At 72.3% G+C, this 25,609-nt stretch carries 2 protein-coding genes; both read left to right on the plus strand.

All coding sequences use genetic code 11. The annotated features are described in order from the left end of the window. Entirely contained in the window at positions 1-12,102 is a 12,102-nt protein-coding gene (locus tag ABL310_RS19560) for an amino acid adenylation domain-containing protein (RefSeq protein WP_349368672.1), read from the plus strand. After that, positions 12,099-25,607, plus strand: coding sequence for an amino acid adenylation domain-containing protein (locus ABL310_RS19565; RefSeq protein ID WP_349368673.1), 13,509 nt, complete (start codon positions 12,099-12,101; stop codon positions 25,605-25,607). The genes ABL310_RS19560 and ABL310_RS19565 overlap by 4 nt, the downstream gene beginning before the upstream one ends. The last annotated feature ends 2 nt before the right edge of the window (positions 25,608-25,609 follow it).

Below are 25,609 nucleotides of genomic sequence, written 5' to 3' on the forward strand. Positions count from 1 at the left end.
ATGACGAACGCATCGAGCCCGGCGAGCGCCGCCGCGAACCAGGACGCCGACGCCGCGCCTCCGCGTGTTCTCCCCCTCTCGGAGACGCAGCTCGGTATCCTCTACCAGAGCCTCGCCGGCGAGAGCGGCGCCTATGTCGTCGCGCTGTCCGTGGAGCTCGAGGGATCGCTCGATACCGACGCCTTCGTCGCGGCCTGGGGCGCCGTGCTCCGCAGGCACCCGGCGCTGCGGGCGCGCTTCATGTGGGAGGGTCTCCCGCAACCGGTTCAGGTCATCGATGCGTCCAAGACCCCGGAGATCGTGATCGAGGACGTGTCCGCGCGCGACCGCAAGACGGCCGAAGACGCGTGGCGCACCGCGCTCGAACGCGCCGAGGCCGAGGCGTTCGATCTCGAGTCGGGACCTCTCGTGAAGGTGCGTCTCGTGCGCTTCGCGAACGACCTGAGCCGCATGGTCGCGAGCTTCCACCATCTCGTCGTGGACGGCTGGTCCTTGGCCATCGTCATGCGCGACGTGATGGAGCTCTACCGGCGCCTCGAACGCGGCTCGGCGGCCGAGGTCGCGGAGGATGGCGGATACGAAGCCTTCGTTCGCGCCGAGGCGGAGCGCGACACGACCGCAGCGCGCGGCTTCTGGATGCGATACTTGGCAGGGCACGAGCACGCGCGCCGGCTGCCGCCTTCCGCCCGGGGCGCGGTGGAGCATGAGGGCACGATTTACGGTCGCGTTGAAAGCGTGCTCTCGCCGGCGGCCTTCGACCGTCTCTCGCGCGCCTGCGCCGCCCATGGCCTGACGACGAGTACCGTCGTCAGCGCGGCTTGGGGGCTCGTGCTGGCGCTGGGCGACCCTGCGGCGGGCTCGATCTATGGAGCGACCATCTCCGGCCGCCCCCCCGCGCTCCCCGGCGTCGAGGACATGGTCGGCCTCTTCATCAAGACGATACCCGTTCGGATCACACCGCAGAGAAACCGCAAGACCGCCGAATGGCTGCTCGAGCTCCAGGTCGAGCTCGCACGCCATCGGGAGCACGAGTGGGTGTCGCTGCCGAGCCTGCAGCGCGATCTGGGAATCGCGCCCGGAAGCGCCCTGTTCGACTCGATACTGGTGTTCGAGAACTATCCCGTTCCGACGACGGAGCGAGACGACGCCCTTCAGGCGCGGGATCTGCGGATCTCGGAGCGCACGCATTATCCCGCGACGGTGCTCGTCTCGATGCGATCGGGGCTCAAGGCCGGCATCGTCCACGATCGTCGCATCCTCGACGACGACGCCGCACGAGATCTGCTGTCGCGGTTGCTCGCGACGATCGAGATGCTGAGCGACGCGATGGAAGGCCCGTTGGAGCATGTGCTGCTCCCGGAGGCGGAGCGTCGGCGCGTGGTGGCGACGTTCAACGCCACGCGCGACGAGACGATCGAGACGGCGGTGCGGGTGGACGATCTCGTGCTGGCGCAGGCGCGGCGCAGCCCGGCGGCGACAGCGGTGCGCTGCGGGACGCGCAGCCTCGCCTATGCCGAGCTGGAAGAGGCCGCGCAGGCCCTGGCGGTGCGTCTCTCCCGGGCGGGGGTCGGCCGCGGGGCGGTGGTGGGCGTGTGCCTGGAGCGCTGCCTGGAGCTGCCGGCGGCGCTGCTCGGCATCCTGCGCGCGGGCGCCGCCTACCTGCCCCTCGACCCGGAGCTGCCGCCCGAGCGGCTGCGCTTCATGGCGCGGGACGCCGGCTGTGCGGCCGTGGTGACCACGCGCGCCCTCTCCGGGACCGCCCCGGAAGAGGGCGCCCGCCTGCTCCTCGACCAGCCGGAGAGCGATCCCCGCGCGCCCCGCCCCGCGGACGCGGGCGGCGGGCCGCTCGATCCCGCCTACGTGATCTACACGTCGGGCTCCACCGGACGCCCCAAGGGCGTCGTCGTCCCCCATGCCGGCGCGGTCAACCGCCTCGTCTGGATGCAGCGCCAGTACGGCCTCGGTCCCCACGACCGCGTCCTGCAGAAGACGCCCCTCGGCTTCGACGTCTCGGTATGGGAGCTCTTCGCCCCGCTGATCGCCGGCGCCGAGCTGGTGATGGCGCGCCCGGGCGGGCATCGCGACCCGGGCTACCTCGCCGAGGAGATCGCGCGCTCCGGCGTCACCGTCCTGCATTTCGTGCCCTCGATGCTGCGCCAGTACGCGGCCACGGCGCCGGCCCGCGACGGCGTGCGCCTGGTCGTCGCCTCGGGCGAGGCGCTCGGCGCCGACCAGCCCGCCGCCGCCGCGCGCTGCTTCCCGAACGCGGCCGTGCACAACCTCTACGGCCCGACGGAGGCCTCGATCGAGGTGAGCTGGTGGGCGTGCGACCCGGCTGCGACGGATCCCGTCCCGATCGGGCGGCCGATCGCCAACATGCGCCTCTACGTGCTCGACGCGGGCGGGGAGCCGTGCCCGGTCGGGGTCGTGGGCGAGCTCCACATCGCCGGCGTGGGCCTGGCCCAGGGCTATCTCGGCCGTCCCGGGCAGACCGCCGAGCGCTTCCTGCCGGACCCGTTCGGCCCCCCCGGCGGCCGCCTCTACCGCACCGGCGACCTGGCGCGCTGGCGCCGCGACGGCGCCCTCGACTATCTCGGGCGCAACGACGACCAGGTGAAGATCCGCGGCCATCGCATCGAGCTCGGCGAGGTCGAGGCCGCCCTCGCCGCCGCCCCCGGCGTGCGCGCCGCCGCCGTCGCCGCCCGCCCCGATCCCGCCGGCGCCACCCGCCTCGTCGGCTACCTCGTCGGGGAGACCGGAGCGGCCGCCCTCGACCGCGACGCCGTGCGCGACCACCTGCGCACGCGCCTGCCCCCCGCCATGATCCCCCCGATCCTCCACCCCGTCGACGCCCTCCCCCTCACGCCCAACGGAAAGCTCGACCGAAACGCCCTCCCCGAGCCCGACGACAAGCCCACCCACGGCGCCGCCGCAACGGCCGAGGGCACACCTCATGTAGGCGTCGAGGCCTACGTAGCGGCCGTCTGGTCGGAAGTGCTGGATCGCGGCCCCGTCTCTTCGTCGGACGACTTCTTCGCGCTGGGAGGGCATTCCCTCAGCGCGACCCGCGTGATCGCCGCAGTGCGCTTCGGCTTCAAGATCGAGGTCCCGCTCCGCAGCGTCTTCGCGTATCCCCGGCTCAGGGATTTCGCGCGTCATGTCGAGGAGCTGCTCGCCGCGCGGCACGGCGCTCGCCTGCCGCCGATCGAGCCGGTCGCCGACCTCGCGCGACGGCCGCCCAGCCACGCCGAGCGGCGGCTCTGGTTCCTGCATCAGCTGGACGATCCCGGCAGCGCTTTTCACGTGCCCGTCCTGCATCGCCTGCATGGCGTCCTCGACGTCTCCGCGCTCGCTGCGGCCTTCGACGGCCTCGCCCGCCGCCATCAAGCCTTCCGGACGCGATACGTGGAGGAGGACGGCGATCTGGTGGTCCACTTGCACGGCCGGGCGTCCTGGCCCCTGGAGATCGTCGATGCGCGGACGGATGCCCCGGAGGCGGTCGATGCCCGGATCCGGGCCTTCTTCGAGCAGCGCTTCGATCTGAGCGCGGGGCCGCTCCACCGCGCCTGTCTCGTGCGCGTGGGCGACGAGGAGCACCTGCTGGCGATCTGCATGCACCATATCGTCGCCGACGGATGGTCGCTCTCGGTGCTGGCAGGCGAGCTCGGCGAGCACCTCGCCGCGGCTGCGAGCGCAGCCTCGCTTCCGCCGCGTCGCGCCGAGATCGACTATGGCGACTACGCCATATGGGAGGCCCGCCCGGAGGTGCGAGCGCAGCGCGAAGCCCAGCTCGCCTTCTGGGAGCGGCGGCTCGCCGGTCTGGAGCGCGACATCGCCCTGCCGATGGCCAAGTCACCGGCTTCGTCCGAGCGATCCTACGCCGGCGCTCGCGAGCCGGTCGAGCTGCCCTCGTGGATCAGCGCAGCGCTCGCGAAGCTCTGCCGCCGCGAGGGCGTCACGGTGCACATGGCCCTGCTCGCGGCATTCGGCGCCTTCCTCGCCCGCATGTCGGGCCAGCCCGAGGTCGCGATCGGATACCCCGTGGCCGGCCGTACGCGACGCGAGCTCGAGAGCTGTGTCGGCCTTTTCCTGAATACGCTGACCGCCCGCGTGGAGATCGCGCGGGATCCGGCGTTCCTCGATCTTCTTCACGACGTGCGCGAGCAGTGCCTCGAGGCGCTCGCCCATCAGGACGTCCCCTACGATCAGGTCGTGGAGCGGCTCGCGACCGAGCGGGCGGGAGCCGGCGAGGATCTCTTCCGTGTCATGCTCGTCGTCCAGAACGCGCCGGTGAGCATGCTGTCGCTCCCGGAAATCCGCTGCGAACCGCTCCCCTCCCGCGGCGCCGGCGCCAAGCACGCGATCACCCTGGAAATCGGCGCTACGGAACCGAGGATCGCCGGGATCGTCGAGTATCGCTGCGATCTCTTCGACCGCTCGGCGATCAGGGCCCTGTGGCGGAGCTTCCAGGTCATGGTCGAGGATCTGCTGGCGGATCCCGAGCGGCCGGTATCGCGCCTCGAGACGATCGCGCGCGAGGACAAGATCCTCGTCGAGGAACGCGCCGCCACCGAGCTCGTCGACGTCCCGCTCGTCGCGGAGGCCGTCTCGACGGTGGCGCGCGCGCACCCGACGCGCGTGGCCTTGGTGCACGACGACGTCGAGACGACCTACGGCGATCTCGAGCGGCGGGCCAATCGGCTCGCGAACCACCTGAGGGCGCTGGGCTGCGAGCGCGGCGACCTCGTGGGCCTGCATCTCGCACCGAGCGACGACATGGTCGTCGCGTTGCTGGGCGTGTTCAAGGCGGGAGCGGCCTTTCTCCCGTTGGACCCCGCCTACCCCGAAGAACGACTGGTCCAGATGATCGCGGACACGGACGTTCGCTTCGTCATCCGGGACGAGACCGGCCCCTGCGTGCTGAACGTCGCCCACGTCGTGGAGACGAGCGATCCGGGCTTGCGGACGGCGCCCGACGACGATCCGGGCATCGCCCTTCACCCGGACGATACGGCCTACGTCATCTTCACGTCCGGGTCGACCGGGGCGCCCAAGGGGGTGGCCGGAACTCACCGCGCCGTCGGAACGCGCCTGTGCTGGGACGTTCCGGGCAGCGCGAGCATCGGCGCCGTCTACGCCGTGAAGACGACGATGAACTTCATCGATTGTCTGTGGGAGATCTTCGCGCCTCTGGTCAGAGGCGATCGGACGGTGCTCGTCGACCGCGCCGCGCAGCGCGACGTGGTCGCGTTCGCACGCCTCGTCGCCAGGCACGGCGTGACCCGGATCGTCCTCGTTCCCTCCTTCCTCGAGATGCTTCTGGAATTGCCGGAGCCCGAGCTCTCGGTCCTGCGTCGGCTCGAGTACGTCGTCTCCAGCGGAGAGCCGCTTCCGTCGGGATTGGCGAAGCGCTTCAGAAGCGTCCTTCCCGAGGTCCGGCTTCTGAACGTCTACGGCACCTCGGAATTCTGGGACGCGACCTGGGCCGACATCGTCGAAGCCGACGGGTCGGACGCGGATTGCATCGGCGTCCCGCTCCGGGGCGTCGGCATCCAGCTGCTCGACGCGGACATGCGGCCCGTACCCGTCGGCGTTCCCGCGGAGGTCTATGTGGGCGGCTGGGGACTGGCCCGCGGATACGTCCGCTCGCCCAAGCTCACGGCGAGCCGGTTCGTCCCCGACCCGAGCGGCAAGGCGCCCGGCGCGAGGCTCTACCGAACCGGCGACATCGCCCGCATGCGGGCGGACGGCGCGCTCGTGTTCGTCGGGCGGGCCGACCGGCAGGTGAAGATCGCGGGCCATCGCCTCGAGCTGGGAGAGGTGGAGAGCCTGCTCTCGGACGCGCCCGGCGTCTCTCGCGCGGTCGCCGTGGTGCGAGAGGACGGCGCCCGGCGCCGCCTTCTCGCGGCGTACGTCACGCCGCGGCCGGGTGCGGCGCCGGATCGGGACGATCTCGCTCGGCTGCTCGCGCGGCGCTTGCCGCCGGCCATCCGGCCGAGCGTGACGGTCGTCGCCCGGTTCCCTCTGACTCCCTCCGGAAAGGTCCAGATCGACGCCCTGCCCACTCCGGAGCGGAGCGAACCGGCGGAGCGCACGCCGCCGGGAACGAGGCTCGAGCACGCCGTCGCCGAGATCTGGCGGGAGGTTCTCGGCGTCGAGGACGTGTCCCGCGAGGACGACTTCTTCGCGCTCGGCGGCCATTCTCTGCAAGGGACCCGCGTCGTCGCTCGCATACGGGATCGCATCGGCGTCGAGGTGCCGCTCCAGTCGATCTTCGAGGCGCGCACTCTCGCCGATCTCGCCGCGCGCATCGGCGGTCTGCCCGACGCATCCCGAACGGCGCTGGCGCTACGCCCCCTTCCGGAGCCGCGCGACGCCGCCTCTCCATTGTCCCAGGCCCAGGCGCGGCTCTGGTTCCTCGGCCAGCTGGAGAGCGTCGGCGCGGCGTACAACGTGCTCAGCGCCGTCGAGATGGACGGCGCTCTCGATCTCGACGCCCTCGATGCCGCGCTCGGGGACATCGTCGTTCGGCAGGAGACGCTGCGAACCTGCATCATCGCCGTGGCCGGTACGCCGGTCCAGACCGTCGCGCCGCCCGGGCCGGTCGCGGCCCGGCGTGTCGATCTCACAGATCTCGACGACGCCGCGGCCGAGGAGGAGGTCGACCGGATCGTGAGGCAGGCCGGAGACGCCCGGCTGGACGTCGAGAACGGCCATGTCTGCGAGTTCGTCGTCGTTCGGCTTCGTCCGGATCGGCACGTCCTGGTCACCACCTTGCACCATATCGCCGCGGATGCCTGGTCGGTCGGCGTGTTCTATCGCGAGCTGGGCGCGTTCTACGCCGCACGGGCGAGCGGCCGGGAAGCCGCTCTTTCGCCGTTGCCGGTGTCGTACCGGGACTTCGCGGCTTGGCAGCGCGGCTGGCTGTCGGGTCCGGTTCTCGAGGAGCAGCTCGCCTATTGGCGCACCCGTCTGGCGGGCGCGCCGGGGACCCTGGCGCTGCCGACGGATCGGCCGCGCCCGGCCGTGCAGGACTATTCGGGAGCGAGCGTTCCGCTGGCGCTCGGGCCGGAGCTTTCGGCCGCGGTGCGGGCCCTCGCGCTGCGGGAGAACGCGACCGTCTTCATGGTGCTGCTGGCCGGCTTGCAGGCGCTCCTGGCGCGCTGGAGCGGCCAGTGGGACCTGTGCGTCGGGACGCCCGTGGCCAACCGCCGCGACGCGCGCCTCGAAGGCCTGATCGGGTTCTTCTCCAACACCGTCGCGCTGCGCGGCCGTCTCGCACCCGGCATGCGCTTCGTCGATCATCTGCGCGAGACCCGAGAGCGCGTCCTCGAAGCCTTCACGCATCAGGATCTCCCCTTCGAGCGCCTCGTGGAGGACATCCGCCCGGAACGCGACCTCGCCCGCCATCCGCTCTTCCAGGTCATGCTGGCCCTCCAGAACGTCCCCTTCGACGGCGAGAGCGTGGCAGGTCTCGTCATCAGGAATCGTCCCGCCCCCTTCGACTACGCACGCTTCGACATCCGGATCGATCTGCGTGAAGCGGGCGACGATGTCGTGGGTTTCGTCGAATACGCCACGGCCCTGTTCGACCGTGAGACGGTGGAGCGCCTGTCGGAGGGGCTGACGGCGCTGCTCGGGGAGGCGGCGGCGCGGCCGGAGGCGCCGGTGGGCTCGCTGGCGGTGATGCCGGAGCGGGAGCGTCGGCGCGTGGTGGCGACGTTCAACGCCACGCGCGACGAGACGATCGAGACGGCGGTGCGGGTGGACGATCTCGTGCTGGCGCAGGCGCGGCGCAGCCCGGCGGCGACGGCGGTGCGCTGCGGGACGCGCAGCCTCGCCTATGCCGAGCTGGAAGAGGCCGCGCGGGCCCTGGCGGTGCGTCTCTCCCGGGCGGGGGTCGGCCGCGGGGCGGTGGTGGGCGTGTGCCTGGAGCGCTGCCTGGAGCTGCCGGCGGCGCTGCTCGGCATCCTGCGCGCGGGCGCCGCCTACCTGCCCCTCGACCCGGAGCTGCCGCCCGAGCGGCTGCGCTTCATGGCGCGGGACGCCGGCTGTGCGGCCGTGGTGACCACGCGCGCCCTCTCCGGGACCGCCCCGGAAGAGGGCGCCCGCCTGCTCCTCGACGAGCCGGAGAGCGATCCCCGCGCGCCCCGCCCCGCGGACGCGGGCGGCGGGCCGCTCGATCCCGCCTACGTGATCTACACGTCGGGCTCCACCGGACGCCCCAAGGGCGTCGTCGTCCCCCATGCCGGCGCGGTCAACCGCCTCGTCTGGATGCAGCGCCAGTACGGCCTCGGTCCCCACGACCGCGTCCTGCAGAAGACGCCCCTCGGCTTCGACGTCTCGGTATGGGAGCTCTTCGCCCCGCTGATCGCCGGCGCCGAGCTGGTGATGGCGCGCCCGGGCGGGCATCGCGACCCGGGCTACCTCGCCGAGGAGATCGCGCGCTCCGGCGTCACCGTCCTGCATTTCGTGCCCTCGATGCTGCGCCAGTACGCGGCCACGGCGCCGGCCCGCGACGGCGTGCGCCTGGTCGTCGCCTCGGGCGAGGCGCTCGGCGCCGACCAGCCCGCCGCCGCCGCGCGCTGCTTCCCGAACGCGGCCGTGCACAACCTCTACGGCCCGACGGAAGCCTCGGTGGACGTGAGCTGGTGGGCGTGCGACCCGGCTGCGACGGACCCCGTCCCGATCGGGCGGCCGATCGCCAACATGCGCCTCTACGTGCTCGACGCGGGCGGGGAGCCGTGCCCGGTCGGGGTCGTGGGCGAGCTCCACATCGCCGGCGTGGGCCTGGCCCAGGGCTATCTCGGCCGTCCCGGACAGACCGCCGAGCGCTTCCTGCCGGACCCGTTCGGGCCCCCCGGCGGCCGCCTCTACCGCACCGGCGACCTGGCGCGCTGGCGCCGCGACGGCGCCCTCGACTATCTCGGGCGCAACGACGACCAGGTGAAGATCCGCGGCCATCGCATCGAGCTCGGCGAGGTCGAGGCCGCCCTCGCCGCCGCCCCCGGCGTGCGCGCCGCCGCCGTCGCCGCCCGCCCCGATCCCGCCGGCGCCACCCGCCTCGTCGGCTACCTCGTCGGGGAGACCGGAGCGCGCGACGTCGGCGAGACCCGAAGGCTGCTCGTCGACCGCTGGAAGGCCATCTACGATCAAACCTACGGCCGGTCCGCCGACGATCCGCTGAACGATTTCGCCGGCTGGACGAGCAGCGCCAGCGGCGAGCCCATCCCGCCCGACGAGATGCGCGCCTGGCTCGACGGCCTCCTCGACCTCCTCGACCTGGGGTCGCACGAGCACGTCCTCGAGGTCGGCTGCGGGAACGGCCTCGTCCTGCTTCGTGCCGCCCCGCTCTGCGCGTCCTACGTCGGCAGCGACATCTCGACGGTCGCGCTCCGCGGACTGCGAACGGCGCTGGAGGAGCGAGGCCTCGACGAGAAGGTGCGGCTCCTGGCCCGGCCGGCGCACGACCTGTCCCGGATCGACGATCGCAGCCTCGACGTCGCGATCCTGAACTCCGTCGTCCAGTACTTCCCGGATGTCGACTACTTCTCCGACATCATCGCCGGGCTCGCCGAGAAGGTGGCGGACGGCGGTCGGATCGTGGTCGCCGATCTCGTCAACTTCGATCTGGCCGATGCGCTCCACGCCTCGGTCGTGCGCAGCCGCCTCGAGGGCGAGGAATCCCCCGAGACGATCGAGGCCCGCGTCGCCCGTCGCCGTCGGGAGCACCTGGAGCTGATGCTCGCGCCTTCGGTCTTCGGGCATCTGCGACGGGCCTGGCCCCGCGTGTGCGCCGTCGAGCTTCGGCTCAAGCCGGGCCGCGAGGCCAACGAGCTCGTCAAGTTCCGCTACGACGCCGTGCTTCATGTCGGCGAGGGCGCATCGGGAATGCCGGGCGCGGTCGCAGAGCCGCGATCGATTCCCGCGGGCGACGACGACGTCGAGGCGATCGTGGCCCACGTGCGCGCGGCGCGCGGCGCGGGCCCCGTCCGGATCCAGGGTGTCCCCGACCTCAGGATCGCGGACGACCTCGCATACCTGCGAACCCTTCACGATCCGAGCGCCCGGGCGCCGTACGGCATCCATCCCGAGGACGTCCGCGCAGCGATGGCCGCGCTGGGACTGCCGGCGCGGCTCTCGCCGTCGCAGAGCCGGCCGGGCTGCTTCGACGTCACGGCCGGCGCCGCTCTCGTCGACGATTGCCCACCGTCCGCGGAGCCCGCCCCGTCGCTGGGCGTCACGCACCCTCTGGAGATCGTCGCGGCGCAGGCCCTTCCGACGCGCGTGCGGCAGCATCTCGCCGGCACCTGCCCCTCCTATCTGATCCCGTCACGGCTCGTGGTGCTGCCGGACCTGCCGACGACCAGCAACGGCAAGATCGATCGGGCGGCGTTGGCGCGTCTCGACGCACCGGCGGAGGAACGATCGGGATACGTGCCCGCCTCGACGCGGCTGGAGCAGGACATCGTCGAGGTCTGGGGAGAGGTTCTCGGCGTCTTGCGCGTCGGCGCACGCGACAACTTCTTCGCCCTGGGCGGCGATTCGCTGAGGAGCCTCCAGGTTCTCGCGCAGCTGGCGCAGCGCGGCTGGCATTTCACCCTGGAGGAGCTGTTCCAGCACCAGACCCCGGAGACGCTGGCCCGGAGCTACACGGAGCTGCGCGACCAGAGCATCGAGCCGCCGGCCCCGTTCGCGCTGGTGTCCGCCACCGATCGCGCTGCGCTGCCCGGCGGCGTCGAGGACGCCTATCCGCTTTCGGATCTGCAGCTCGGGATGATCTACCACACGGAATACCAGCGCGGCAGCGGGGTGTATCACGACGTCTTTTCCTATCGGCTCCGCCTCCGGTACGACGAGGCCGCGCTGCGCGCCTCTCTCGAGCGCATCGCGGCGCGTCATTCCCTCCTGAGGACGTCGTTCCACCTCGCCGGCTTCTCCGAGCCGCTGCAGCTGGTGGCGCCGCGCATCGAGCCGGAGCTGGCCTGCGCCGACCTGCGAGAGCTGCCGCCCGCGCGGCAGGAGGACGCCGTCCGACGCTGGCGCGACGCGGAGCGCCTCGCGACGTTCGAGCTGACGAAGCCGGGGCTGTGGCGCGTCGCCGTCCATCGCCTCGGCGACGAGACGTTCGTCTTCTCGCTCTCCTTCCATCATGCGATCGCGGACGGTTGGAGTGCGGCCGTCCTGCTCACGGAACTGGCCCGGGTTTACGTCGCGACGCTGAGCGGGACCACGCCGCCCCTGCCCGAAGCGGCGCCGGGATACGCGATCCAGATCGCGCTCGAGCGCCGCGCGATCGCCCGGGACGCCACGCGCCGGTTCTGGCGAGACCAGCTCGCCGAGGCGCCGCCGCCGGACCTGCCGCTGACGCGCTCGGCCGCCCCCACGGCGCGAAGCCGCGTGCGCGTCGTCGACGACGCCCTGCATCGCGGCCTCGCCGAGGTGGCCCGCGACCTGGGAATGTCCCTCAAGACGCTCCTGCTCGCGGCACACCTCCACGCGATGTCTCATCTGTACGGCCGCAGCCGCGTCGCAACGGGCCTCGTCACGTCGATCCGACCGGAGACGGAGGTCGGCGCGCGCATGGTCGGCCTGTTCCTCAACACCGTCCCGCTCGTGGTCGAAACCCGGTCCGCCTCCTGGCGTGAGGCGATCGAGGCGACGTTCGCGGCGGAGATCGCGATGCTTCGGCACCGCAGGCTCTCCCTCGCGCGCATCCAGGAAGCGGCGGGGCGCCAGCAGCTCTTCGACGTCTTCTTCAACTTCGTCGAGTTCCGGGCCTATCGCGACCTGCCCTTCGAGGATCTGGACAGCCGTGTCGACGGCCTCGTCGAGGAGACGAACTACGCCCTCGAGGTGCAGTTCTCCCGAGATCCCGACGGTCGACGGCTGGTCCTCAAGCTGAATTACGATCGAGGATTGATCGACGACGACCTCGCGGAGCGTCTCGAGCGAATGCTCGTCGCCAGCCTGGACCACCTCCGCGCCGACGTCGACGCCGCCAAGCCGGATCTCGCCGGAATCGACGGCGGGGACGACGACGTCCTGCGCGAGCTGAACGACACCGATCTCGGATTCGACGACTTCCAGGCAGCGCCATGAAAACGATCGATCATCTCGTCCTGGAGCAGGCTCGGGCCACGCCGGAGGCGATCGCCGTCGAGCACGGCGACGTGAGCCTCGACTATAGCGGCCTCGTCGCGCGAGCGGCGCGCGTGAGCGCGGCCCTGCGCTCGGCGGGCGTCGGGCGCGGCGACGTCGTCGGCGTCTGCATGGAGCGCGGCGTCGACCTCGTCTGCGCACTCCTGGGCGTGCTGCGGGCGGGCGCGGCCTACGTCCCGCTCGACCCCGGCTACCCTGCGTCTCGGCTCCGGACGATCGTGGAGGACGCCGGCGCCGCCGTCGTCCTGGTCGACGGCGCCGGGGCGACGCTGCGCCTGCCGAGCAGGACGGAGCTGCGCATCGCGGACGCGATCGCGACGGCGCCGGGAACCGACGAGGTCACGGCGCGCGCTCCCGCCGACCTGGCGTACCTGATCTATACCTCCGGCACGACGGGCGTTCCCAAGGGGGTCATGGTCGAGCACGCGCAGCTGAGCAACTTCGTCCTCGCCATGCGTCACGGCCTGGCGCTCGAGAGGGGCCTGCGCCTTCTCGCGCTCACGCCGATCTCGTTCGACATCTCCGTGCTGGAGCTGTTCGTGCCGCTCGTGCTCGGCGGCACGGTCGTGATCGCGGACCGGGAGGTGGCGCGTGATCCGGCTCGCCTCGCCGAGACCATCGGGTCGCGAGAGATCGATGTCGTGCAGGCCACCCCGACGACGTGGAGGATGCTCGTCGAGCGCGGCTGGCGACCCGATCCGCCCCTGACGATGCTCGTCGGCGGGGAAGCCTTCCCTGCCGAGATCGCGGACACGCTGCTGGGCCCGGGCAATCGGGTCTGGAATCTCTACGGCCCCACCGAGACGACCGTCTGGTCCGCGGCGTACCCCGTCGAGCGCGCGGCGGCCAACCAGCCGATCGGCCGCCCCATCGCGAACACGCGTCTCTACGTCCTGAGCGCGGCCATGGAGCGGCTGCCGGTGGGAGCCGTCGGCGAGCTCTTCATCGGAGGACGCGGCGTCGCCCGCGGATATCGCGACCGGCCGGCCCTCACGGCCGAGCGCTTCGTCCCCGATCCGTTCGGAACCATGCCCGGCGCTCGGCTCTACCGAAGCGGCGATCTGGCGCGGATCACGCGGGAGGGGCTCGTCGAGTGCCTCGGCCGGCGGGACGATCAGGTCAAGGTCCGCGGCCACCGTCTCGAGCTCGGCGAGGTCGATGCGGCGATCGCGTCGTGTCCCGGCGTAAGCGCCGGAGCGGCCGCGACCTGGCCCGACGGGGCGGGCGGGCTGCGGCTGGCGGGCTTCTACACGGGGGTGGCGAACGCGGCCGACGTGCGCGCCGCGCTTCGCGAGCGGCTCCCCTCGCAGGCTGTCCCCGACCTCGTCAGGAAGCTCGCGACGATGCCCGTCACCCCGAGCGGCAAGATCGATCGCAAGGCGCTCGCGTCCCTGGCCGCGACGGACGCCGATCCCGAGGGCGTAGAAGCCCGCGCGGGTGCAGCGGAGCGTCCCGCCACGCTGACGCGCGTCGAGACCGAGGTCGCGCGGATCTGGGAGGAGGTGCTCGGCGTCGCCGTCCATCGTGCGGACGCGGACTTCTTCGCGTTGGGCGGCAACTCGTTGCTCGCCGCACGGATCGGCGCGCGCATTCGCGCGAGCCTCGACGCCCGTCTCGACCTGAAGGCTCTCTTCGACGGCAGAACGCTCGGCGCGTGCGCACGCGCGGTCGAGGCGGCGTTCGGGAGCGCGGGCCCGGTCGCACGCCGCCATTCGCCCGGCGAGCCGTTCCCGATCCTGCCCGCGCAGGAGAGCCTTCTGTTCCTGGCCCGCCTCGGCGAGGCCGACAGGGCGTATCACGGCCGGATCGCGCTCGAGATCGAGGGCGCGATCGACGCGGACGCGCTCGCTCGCGCCTGGGACCGGCTGGTGCGACGTCACCAGGCCCTGAGAACACGGTTCGTCGCCTCGGGGGACTCCTTTCATCAGGAGCTCTGCGACCGCCCCGAGGCCCCCTTCGTCGCGCATCGCCGCGGCGAGCCCGACGGGCGCGGGCGCGCGCCGACGCTGGACGTGTTCGCCGGCGGCCTCTTCAGAGGTGACTGGTTCGAGGGCGAGGACGGGCGGTCGACGCTCGTCGTGAGCTTCCACCACGTCGTGCTGGACGCCTGGTCGCTCGGCATCATCGCCCGCGACCTCTCCGCCTTCTACGACCTCGAGCGCGGCGCGAGCCGCGACGAGCCGCCGCCTCCGGCGATCGGCTATCCGGATGCGGCGCTTTGGCTCGACGGTGGCGACGCGGACACACGCACGGGCGATCTCGCCTTCTGGAAGGCCACTCTCGACGGGCTCTCCGATGGTCTCGACCTGCCCACCGACTTCCCCCGTCCCGCGGTCGCGACCTTTCGCGGGGGCAGCGTCCCCCTGTCGATCTCCGCCGATCTGCTCCAGCGCGTCCGCACGCTCGCCGCCTCCCAAGGAGCGTCGACCTTCACCGTTCTCGCGAGCGCTCTCGTCCTGACGCTGTCGAAGCTCACAGGCAGCCGGGACGTCTGCCTGGGGACACCTGTCGCCGGGCGCGACCATCCGGACCTCGAGGGCGTGGTCGGCTACTTTCTTGATACCGTGGCGATCCGCTCGCGCTGGGAGGGGGACCCGCGCTTTTCGGACCTCCTCGCCCTCGTGCGCGGCGCGGCGCTGGACGCCTTCGCGCATCGCCGCACGCCGTTCCATCACGTCGTGCGGGAGCTCGGGCTCGTACCGGACCTCTCACGACACCCCGTCTTCCAGGTCATGCTGCTGCTCAACAACGTCGGGCTGGAAGAACTCCGCCTCGGAGACGCGCGCCTGCACTATCGCGAGGAGCCGCGCACGGGATCGAAGTTCGACCTCACGCTGAACCTCACCGAAACCTCGGAAGGGCTGATCGGCCTCGTCGAGTACGCGGCCGACCTCTTCCTCCCCGAGACGGCCGCCTGGCTGAGCCGCCTGTTCGTCTCGACGCTCGAGGCCGCCGTCACGAGGCCCGAGGCCCGGCTCTCCGAGCTGCGGCCCGATCTCGGATTTCCCGCGCACGGGACGCGCATATCGACGTCGCTGCAGGTCACGGGGACGCAGACCGTCGTGTCGCGCTTTCTCGACGTCGCGGCCCGACGGGCGTCGCGCAGGGCCGTCGTGGGACCGGACGGCGACGCGTGGACCTACGGAGAGCTGCGCGACGCCGCAGACCGGATTCGCACGGCGCTGATCGAACAGGGCCTCGGCCCCGGGGATCGCGTCGCCTTGCTGCTCGAGCACGACCGCGCGCTTCCGGCGGCGATCCTGGGCGCGCTTTGGGCGGGGGCGGTTTACGTGCCTCTCGATCCGGCCCATCCCGACGCGCGTCTCGCGGCCGTCGCTCGGCATGCCGGCGCCGCGCTCGTTCTGGCGAGCGGGAGCCTCGCCGCGCGCGCGACGGCGATCGCCGGGCTCACGGCTCCCGTCGTGTCCCTCGAGACGGCGCTCGCGTGCGAGGCGTCGTCCGTTCGCGTCGATCCGCGGCGGCCGGACAGCGTCACGTACATTCTCTATACGTCCGGAACCACGGGCTCGCCGAAAGGCGTCTTCCAGAACGACCGCAACGTCCTGCATCACGCGATCGGCTACGCCGCATCGATCGGCCTCGGAGAGGAGGACAGCGTCTCCCTGCTCGCGAGCTACGCGTTCGACGCAGCGGTGATGGATCTGTTCGGCGCCCTGCTCACCGGCGCCGAGCTGAGCCTCTACGATCTGCGGCGCGACGGGCTCGCCCCGATCGGCGACTGGCTCGCACGCGATCGCGTCTCCGTGCTGCACGTCACGCCAACGGTCTTTCGCGCGATCGCCGAGACGCTCGACGGCGAACCGATCGAGTCGGTGCGCGTCGTCGTTCTGGGAGGCGAGGAAGCGAGGTCGGACGATATCGAGCGCCTGAGGCGGCACTTCCGTCCGGACTGCCGCCTCGTCAACGGGCTCGGGCCGACGGAGTCGACGCTGGCTCTGCAGATGCATCTCGACGCGCGATCGGCGGTGGCTGCGGCGCGAATTCCGGTCGGCTTTCCGGTGCCGGGTACGGAGATACGGCTCCTCGACGAGGCCGGGGCGGAGAACGCGTTCGTCGGAGAGATCGAAATCTGCAGCCCTCATGTGGCGCTCGGATACTGGGGCGACCCGGAAGGAACGGCGCGCGGCTTCGGCGTGCGCGCGGACGGCCGACGAACCTACCGCACCGGAGATCTGGCGCGCCGCCTGCCCGATGGGGCGTACGAGTTCCTCGGCCGCAGAGACCGCCAGGCCAAGGTGAACGGCGTACGGGTCGAGCTCGCGGAGGTCGAGCGCGCGCTCGTCGCGTGTCCCGGCGTAGGGCAGGCCCGGGTCGTGCAGCGGGCGGGCCGCTCCGCACTGACGGCCTACGTCGCGCCCGAACGCCGGCGGTCCGCCTCGCGGCCGATCGGCCGAGGCGCCGGGGCTCCGGCGCTGAGCATCCTGTTCTTCGCCGACGGCCGCTCCGGCGACGGCGACGCGCGCTACGGCCTCTACCTGGAGGCCGCGCGGCGCGCCGATGCGCTGGGGCTGCACGCCGTCTGGACGCCGGAACGTCACTTTACCGAGGTGGCCGACGCGTTCCCCAATCCGTCCGTGCTGAACGCGGCCCTCGCCACGGTCACGGAACGGATCGGCCTTCGGGCAGGCAGCGTGGTGCTGCCGCTCCATCATCCGCTGCGCGTCGCCGAAGAATGGGCCGTCGTCGACAATCTTTCGTCCGGGCGGGTCGGCGTGTCGTTCGCACCGGGATGGGTGCCCGACGATTTCGTCTTCGCGCCGGACGATTACGGTCGGCGCCACGAGACGATGCTTCGTCTCGCCGACGAGGTCCGCAGGCTCTGGCGCGGCGAGGCCGTCCGCTACCGGTCAGGAACCGGGGCCGAGCGCGACTACCGGACGAGCCCACGCCCCGTGCAGCCGGATCTGCCCGTCTGGCTGACCGTGAGCCGTAATCCGGCCATGTTCGCGGAAGCGGGGCGCGCCGGCGCGAATGTGCTGACCTCCGTCCAGAATCAAACCTATCGCCAGCTCTCGGAGAACATCGCGGCCTACCGCACGGCCCGCGCCGAGGCGGGGCACGACCCCGATGCGGGGATCATCACGCTGATGATGCACTGCTTCGTCGCGCCCTCGGACGCGCACGCGCGCGCCACCGCGCGTCCCGCCCTGCGCCGATACATCGGCGCCCACACGGCGCTCCGGCGCCAGGTCGTGGAGACGCTGGGCATGACCCTGGAGGTCGACGGGGACGACGATCTCGATCGCCTGATCGACCTCAGCGTCGACCGCTACGTGGGCGAGCTGGCCTTCATCGGCTCGCCCGCCACCCTGACGACGCGCGCCACCGAGCTGTTCGAGATGGGCGTCGACGAGATCGCGGGCCTGATCGACTTCGGCATCGACGACGAGACGCTTCTCTCCAGCCTGTCGGAGCTGGGCGTTCTCGCCGATGCCTGTCGCGCCGGTTCGACGCCGCTCGCGCTCGCCGCGCGGCTGCGCGAGACGCTGCCCGCGGCGATGGTGCCGGCGGACATCGTCGTCCTCGGCGCCCTTCCCACCAACGCGAACGGGAAGATCGACGAGCGAGCGCTGCCGGAGCCCGACCCGGGGCCGGTCTCGCGAGCGGCCCCCGCCGACGCGATCGAGGAGCGACTGGTCGCCGTGTTCAGCCGGGTCCTCGGTCGGGACGCCGTCGGCGTGGAGGACAGCTTCTTCTCCCTCGGCGGTCACTCGCTCCTCGCCATGCGCCTCGTCCGATCGCTGCGCGACGAGCTCGGCCACGAGATCTCGCTCCGGACGGTCTTCGAACGTCCCTCGCCCAGAGCTCTCGCGAACTGGTTGCGTGCGGCAGCACCGGTCGCCGCGCGCGACGAGGTCGAGCCCGCGCCGCGCGGGCAGCCTCTGCCTCTGTCGTTCGGCCAGGAGCGGCTCTGGCTGCTGGACACGCTCGGGGAAACCCCGGCTGTTTACCACGTGGCGCTGTTCCTGCGCCTGGAGGGGGCCCTCGACGCGGACGCCCTGGAGGCGGCCTTCCACGGCCTCGCGCAGAGGCACGAGATCCTGCGCCAGCGGCTCGTCACCCTGGAGGGCGAGGACTTCCCCCGGCAGGTCTTCACGCCCGAGCCCGACGTTCCCCTCGTGCGCGTCGGCGTCGCCGACGAGACGGACGCCCGCGGGCTCGCCGCTCTCGTGATCGCTCGGCGCTTCGATTTCGAGCGAGAGCCGCCGCTCAGGGTGGTCCTCATGCAGGCCGCCGACGGCTGCGCCTATCTCCTGGTCGTCATGCACCACATCGTCTCCGACGCATGGTCGACAGCGATCATGGCGGAGGAGCTGCCACGGCTCTACGCCAGGGCTCTCGGAGAGCCGGCGACACTTCCGACGCTGCCCCTGCAATGCGCGGACTTCGCCGTGGCGGAGCGCGCGTTCCTCGACTCGGAGCGCGCGCAGGCGCAACTGGGCTACTGGTCGCGGAGCCTCGCCGGCGCGGACTTCGCGCCGGAGTTCCCCCTCGATCGTCCTCGCCCGCCCGCGGCCAGCGGGAACGGCGCGCACTACTCCCTTCGCCTTCCGAAGAGAACCACCGCGCGGGTGCGCGCGCTCGCGGCGCAGACGGGCTCGACCACGTTCGCCGTCGTGCTCGCCGCCCTCCAGGTCGTGCTGGCGCGCTGGAGCGGGCTGCGCGACTTCTGCATCGGCACCCCGGTCGCGGGGCGGCATCGGGCCGGCTCCGAGAAGCTCGTCGGATACTTCGCCAACACGCTCCCGCTGCGCGCACGGCTGTCCGAGACCGCCACGTTCGCCGAGGTGATCGACGCGGCGCGCGCCGCCTCGGTCGACGCCCTGGACAACCAAGACGTGCCGTTCGAGCGGATTGTCGACGCCGTGGGCGGCTACGGCGACCCGAGCCGGCATCCGCTGTTCCAGGTGGCTTTCACGCTCGACACGCCGCGCCTCACGGAGCTGTCACTCCCGGGGATCGTGGCCCGACGCCTGCCGCTCTGGACCGCCACGAGCAAGTTCGACATGGCCTTCCTGCTCGGCGAGCACGACGACGCCATCGTCGGCGTCGTCGAGTACGCGACCGACATCTACGCCGAATCCACGGTGGCGCGCGTGGCCGACGAGCTTCGTCGGCTTCTGGACGATCTCGATCCGGACGCCCGCGTCCTCGATGCGCGCCTCCCGGCTCCGCAGGCGCCGCGCGCCGATCGCGGCGCGCAGGCCGCCGAGCCCAGGATCGAGGAGAGGGTGCGGGCCGTTGCGGAGGCGACGCCGGACGCCGTGGCCATCGTGTCCGATGCGGGTGAGACGAGCTTCCGCGAGCTGACGACGCGCGCCCGCGCGGTGGCGGGGGCGCTGATCGCGGCGGGCGTCGAGCCGGGCGACGTGGTCGGCCTCGCCATGCGCCGCTCCGCCGATGTCGTCGTCGCGATGCTGGCGACGCTGGAGGCCGGCGCGAGCTACCTCCCGCTCGATCCGGACTATCCCCGCGAACGGCTTCGCCTGATGCTGGAGGACGCGCGCGCGAAGCTCGTCGTCGCGGACGAGGACGCGTCGGATCTCGACATCGAGGGGCGGACGCTGCTCTTCCCGGGTCTCGCCGACGCCGTGGTCGGTCCGCTGCCCGATGCGGGCCCGAAAGGCGGGGCCGAGGCCACGGCCTACGTCATGTTCACCTCCGGCTCGACGGGGCGCCCGAAGGCGGTCCTCGTGCCCCACCGGGCCGTCACGTCGCTCGCCGCGGACGCCGAGGTGCTGCGCCTCGGGAGCAGCGACACCGTCGCCGTGGCGGCCCCGCTCGGTTTCGACGCCTCGACGATCGAGATCTGGGGCGGGTTGCTGAACGGCGGGCGTCTCGCGCTCCTGCCCCCCGGCCCGTTCGATCCCGACGCTCTGCGGAAGTTCCTCGCCGATGCGAAGGTCACCGTACTGTGGCTGACGGCGGGCTTGCTGCGGGAGTTCCTGCGCGACGGCGCCGCGGGCTTCGAGGGCCTTCGCCTCCTGATATCGGGCGGCGACGTCTTTCCGACGTCCGGCCTCGCCGCTTTCATGGCCGCCCTCCCCGGCGTGACCTTCGCCAACGGCTACGGCCCTACGGAATGCACGACGTTCGCATCGATGCACGCCTTCGACGCGGCTCCCGACGGGGCGATCCCCATCGGTCGCGCCGTCGGCGGACGCACCGTGCAGCTCCTCGACGAGGCGATGCGGCCGACGCCGCTCGGCGAGATCGGCGAAGTCTGCATCGGCGGCGCGGGCCTCGCGCACGGCTATGCGTCGCAGCCGGGGATGACGGCCTCCCGCTTCGTGCCGGACCCCTCGGGCCCGCCTGGGGCGCGCGTCTATCGCACGGGCGACCTCGCACGCCGACGCGAGGACGGCGTTCTCGAGTTCGTCGGGCGGATGGACGATCAGGTCAAGATCCGGGGCTACCGGGTCGAGCCGGGGGAGATCGAGGCGGCTCTCGCCGACGCTGGATGGGGCGATCGCTGCGCGCTCGCGGTCCGGCGCTCCTCGGCCGGCGAAGCGTCGCTCGCCCTGTTCGTGGAGGCGCGCGACGCGAGCGGGGCGGTTTTTGCGGTCCGCGAGGCCCTGCGCGCGCGTCTCCCCGCCTTCATGATGCCGGACGTCGTCGAGGCGGTCCCCGCTTTTCCGCTCGATCCGAATGGAAAGATCGATCGGCGCGCGCTGCTCGAGCGCTCCAGAGGGCCCGCGAGCGGAGAGCGGGACGGAGACGATCCGCTTCGACGCGCCCTCGCGGAGATCTGGACGGATCTGCTCGGGGTCGCGAGCGTCGGCGACGATGCGGACTTCTTCGATCTCGGCGGGCATTCGCTTCTGGCGATGCGCCTGGCCACGCAGGTTCGTGCGCGACTCGGATGCGAGGTGCCCGTTCGGCTGATCTTCGAGGCGCGACGGCTCGCGCCGTACTGCGATCGGCTGCGTGCGCTGAAGGCCCGCGCCGGGTCCGAATCGCTCCCCCCGCTGCACTCACGGCCCGAATGGGCATCCACGCGGGCGCCTCTCTCGTTCGGCCAAGACCGATTGTGGACCCTCCAGCGCCTGGGGGCGGCGAACGAGGCCTACGTCGTCGTCGTCCGCCTGCATTGGGCGGGTCCGATCGACATTCGGGTCCTCACAGATGCGGTGCACGACCTCGTCCGCCGTCATCCGGTTCTGGCGAGCATCATCGTCGACCGCGGCGAGCGGTGGCAGGAGACGCTTCCGATCGACTCCGTTCGCGTGACGGTCCGCGAGACCGGCGGGCCGGGTGAGGACGAGAGCGGATCACACGTCTTCCAGCTCGACCGCGAGCCGCCTTTCCGGGTGACGCTCACGCCCTGCGACGACGGCTGGCTGCTCGAGCTCGTCGTCCATCACATCGCGATCGACGGTTGGTCGCTCGACATTCTTCTCCGCGAGCTTGGCGCGTTCTACGCCGCGCGGGCGAGCGGCCGGGAAGCCGCTCTTTCGCCGCTGCCGGTGTCGTACCGGGACTTCGCGGCTTGGCAGCGCGGCTGGCTGTCGGGTCCGGTTCTCGAGGAGCAGCTCGCCTATTGGCGCACCCGTCTGGCGGGCGCGCCGGGGACCCTGGCGCTGCCGACGGATCGGCCGCGCCCGGCCGTGCAGGACTATTCGGGAGCGAGCGTTCCGCTGGCGCTCGGGCCGGAGCTTTCGGCCGCGGTGCGGGCCCTCGCGCTGCGGGAGAACGCGACCGTCTTCATGGTGCTGCTGGCCGGCTTGCAGGCGCTCCTGGCGCGCTGGAGCGGCCAGTGGGACCTGTGCGTCGGGACGCCCGTGGCCAACCGCCGCGACGCGCGCCTCGAAGGCCTGATCGGGTTCTTCTCCAACACCGTCGCGCTGCGCGGCCGTCTCGCACCCGGCATGCGCTTCGTCGACCATCTGCGCGAGACCCGAGAGCGCGTCCTCGAAGCCTTCACGCATCAGGATCTCCCCTTCGAGCGCCTCGTGGAGGACATCCGCCCGGAACGCGACCCGGCCCGCCATCCGCTCTTCCAGGTCATGCTGGCGCAAAGGGACGTGATCGCGGCCCGATCGCCCGCCATCGAGGGCGTGCGCATCACTCCGAGGCCGCCCGAGGCGACGACCACCAAGTTCGACCTCACCCTGTTCGTGACCGACGCCGGGACGCAGCTGACGGGGCGGCTGGAATACGCCACGGCCCTGTTCGACCGTGAGACGGTGGAGCGCCTGTCGGAGGGGCTGACGGCGCTGCTCGGGGAGGCGGCGGCGCGGCCGGAGGCGCCGGTGGGCTCGCTGGCGGTGATGCCGGAGCGGGAGCGTCGGCGCGTGGTGGCGACGTTCAACGCCACGCGCGACGAGACGATCGAGACGGCGGTGCGGGTGGACGATCTCGTGCTGGCGCAGGCGCGGCGCAGCCCGGCGGCGACGGCGGTGCGCTGCGGGACGCGCAGCCTCGCCTATGCCGAGCTGGAAGAGGCCGCGCAGGCCCTGGCGGTGCGCCTCTCCCGGGCGGGGGTCGGCCGCGGGGCGGTGGTGGGCGTGTGCCTGGAGCGCTGCCTGGAGCTGCCAGCGGCGCTGCTCGGCATCCTGCGCGCGGGCGCCGCCTACCTGCCCCTCGACCCGGAGCTGCCGCCCGAGCGGCTGCGCTTCATGGCGCGGGACGCCGGCTGCGCGGCCGTGGTGACCACGCGCGCCCTCTCCGGGACCGCCCCCGAAGAGGCCGCCCGCCTGCTCCTCGACGAGCCGGAGAGCGATCCCCGCGCGCCCCGCCCCGCGGACGCGGGCGGCGGGCCGCTCGATCCCGCCTACGTGATCTACACGTCGGGCTCCACCGGACGCCCCAAGGGCGTCGTCGTCCCCCATGCCGGCCTGGCGAACTACCTCGCATGGGCCTGCCGGAGCTATCTCGAGGGCGCGCCGCACCGGGCGGAGGGCGCGCTCCTCCACGGCGCCTTCGCCTTCGACATGGCGGTCACGAGCCTGTTCCTGCCGCTGCTCGCCGGGCGGACCCTGTCGATCCTGCCGGCCGGAGCGGCGCTCGCCCGCCTGGAGGACGCCGCGGGGCCGCAGGGCTGGCCGGCCCTCCTCAAGCTGACCCCCTCCCATCTCGCGGCGCTGGCCGCCCATCCCGCGGCGTCCGACGGCACGGGACCCGAGATCCTCGTCGTCGGCGGCGAGGCGCTCCCCGCCGCCACCGTGCGCCAGGCGCTGGCGCGTTTCCCGCGCGCACGCCTCGTCAACGAGTACGGCCCGACCGAGACCGTCGTCGGCTGCGCGGTCTTCGAGGCGCGGGCCGACGCCGAGGACCCCGTCCCGATCGGGCGGCCGATCGCCAACATGCGCCTCTACGTGCTCGACGCGGGCGGGGAGCCGTGCCCGGTCGGGGTCGTGGGCGAGCTCCACATCGCCGGCGTGGGCCTGGCCCAGGGCTATCTCGGCCGTCCCGGACAGACCGCCGAGCGCTTCCTGCCGGACCCGTTCGGGCCCCCCGGCGGCCGCCTCTACCGCACCGGCGACCTGGCGCGCTGGCGCCGCGACGGCGCCCTCGACTATCTCGGGCGCAACGACGACCAGGTGAAGATCCGCGGCCATCGCATCGAGCTCGGCGAGGTCGAGGCCGCCCTCGCCGCCGCCCCCGGCGTGCGCGCCGCCGCCGTCGCCGCCCGCCCCGATCCCGCCGGCGCCACCCGCCTCGTCGGCTACCTCGTCGGGGAGACCGGAGCGGCCGCCCTCGACCGCGACGCCGTGCGCGACCACCTGCGCACGCGCCTGCCCCCCGCCATGATCCCCCCGATCCTCCACCCCGTCGACGCCCTCCCCCTCACGCCCAACGGAAAGCTCGACCGAAACGCACTCCCCGAGCCCGACGACGAGCCCACCCACGGCGCCGCCGCCTTCGAACCGCCCCTCGGCCCCGTCGAGGACACCCTCGCCGCCATCTGGCGCGACATCCTCCAGACCGACCGAATCGGACGCCACGACGACTTCTTCGCCCGCGGCGGCGATTCCATCCTCGCCCTGATGATCGTCTCCCGCGCGCATGCGGCCGGCATCGCCCTCGCGCCACATATGGTCTTCGAGAACCCGACGATCGCCGCGTTGGCGCAGGCGGCCGGAGACCACGAGACGGTGAGTGACGCGGCGATCGGCGAGGCGGACGAGAACGTGCCGCTCGCGCCTGTTCAGCGCTGGTTCGGCGCGCTCGACCTGCGCCATCCGGACCACTGGAACCTCTCGCTTCTCCTCTCGCCGCGGCGGCCTGTCTCGCCCGACGCGTTCACCGACGCCGTGGAGGGATTGCTCGCGCGTCATCCGGCGCTGACGGAGCGCTACGCGCTGGGAGGTGCGACGAACACTCCGTGTCAGGGGCGGCGGATCGAGCTGCGACGGGTGACGGACGAGGCTGCGCTCCACCGTGCGCTGGCCGATATGCATGCGGATCTCGCTCCGCGGGCGGGCCGCAATCTCTCCGCCTGCCTCTTCGACCTCGCGGACGGCACGCAGCGGATCGCATTGGTCGTCCATCATCTCGCCTGCGACGTCGTGAGCCTCGCCATTCTCAGGGACGAGCTGGAAGCCACGCTCGGCGATCAGGAGCGACCGCAGCCTTCGGAACGGGTTTCGTTCGCGGAATCCCGGCGGCGGCTCGTCCGCTGGGCCGCGAGCGATGCGGGCGACCGCGAAATCGCGTACTGGCGCGCGCGCCTGCCGAACGTCGCCACCCGCCTGCCTCGCGATCTCGTGGGATCCGACAACCTCAACCGCGACGTGGCCGTCGTCCGCTTCTCGCTGAACGAGCATCAAACGACTGCGCTTCGCAATTTGGGCGGGCAGCACGCGCAAGCCGTTCAGGTCGCCGCACTCTCACGCGCGCTCGGGGGATGGCTCGGAAGAGACGAGCTCGTCATCTCGATGGAAAGTCACGGTCGGCTCGGCCCGTTCGCCGACCTCGACCTCAGCCGGACCGTCGGCTGGTTCACCTCCATCTACCCGCTCGTCGTCGATGTTACCGGCGGCGGCGATCTCCTGGATCGCGTGCTCGAGCGTCTGCAGGAGCTTCCGGCGCAAGGAGCCGGCTACGCACCCGCTCGTTGGCTCCGGCCGGACGGCGAGACGATCGCGTTCTCCTCAGACGTCAGCTTCAACTATCTCGGCGTGCTGGACGGCTCCGGGTCGGGGCAAGGCCTGCTGGACGCGCTCGCCGATCCCAGCCCTACGCGCCACCGGGACGACCTGCGCCCGTTCGTGCTGGATGTGACCACCTACGTCCGCCACCGACGACTCACCGTCGTGCTCGGCTACTGCCGGAACCTTCACCTGCCGTCGACCATCGAACGCGTCGGCTCGAGCATGCAGAGCGCGCTCGACGCATTGCTGCGCGCGCCCACCCGCGGCGGGCTGCCGCACGAGATCGCCGGGCTTCGAGATCTCATCGACACCATAGAGCGAGGCTGATC

It is taken from the genome of Salinarimonas sp. (assembly GCF_040111675.1).
In the GTDB taxonomy this organism is placed as follows: Bacteria; Pseudomonadota; Alphaproteobacteria; order Rhizobiales; family Beijerinckiaceae; genus Salinarimonas.

Excerpts from the sequence above, each read along its gene's own strand:
- ABL310_RS19560 (WP_349368672.1), top strand. The coding sequence starts at position 1 with ATGACGAACGCATCGAGCCCGGCGAGCGCCGCCGCGAACCAGGACGCC.
- ABL310_RS19565 (WP_349368673.1), top strand. The coding sequence starts at position 12,099 with ATGAAAACGATCGATCATCTCGTCCTGGAGCAGGCTCGGGCCACGCCG.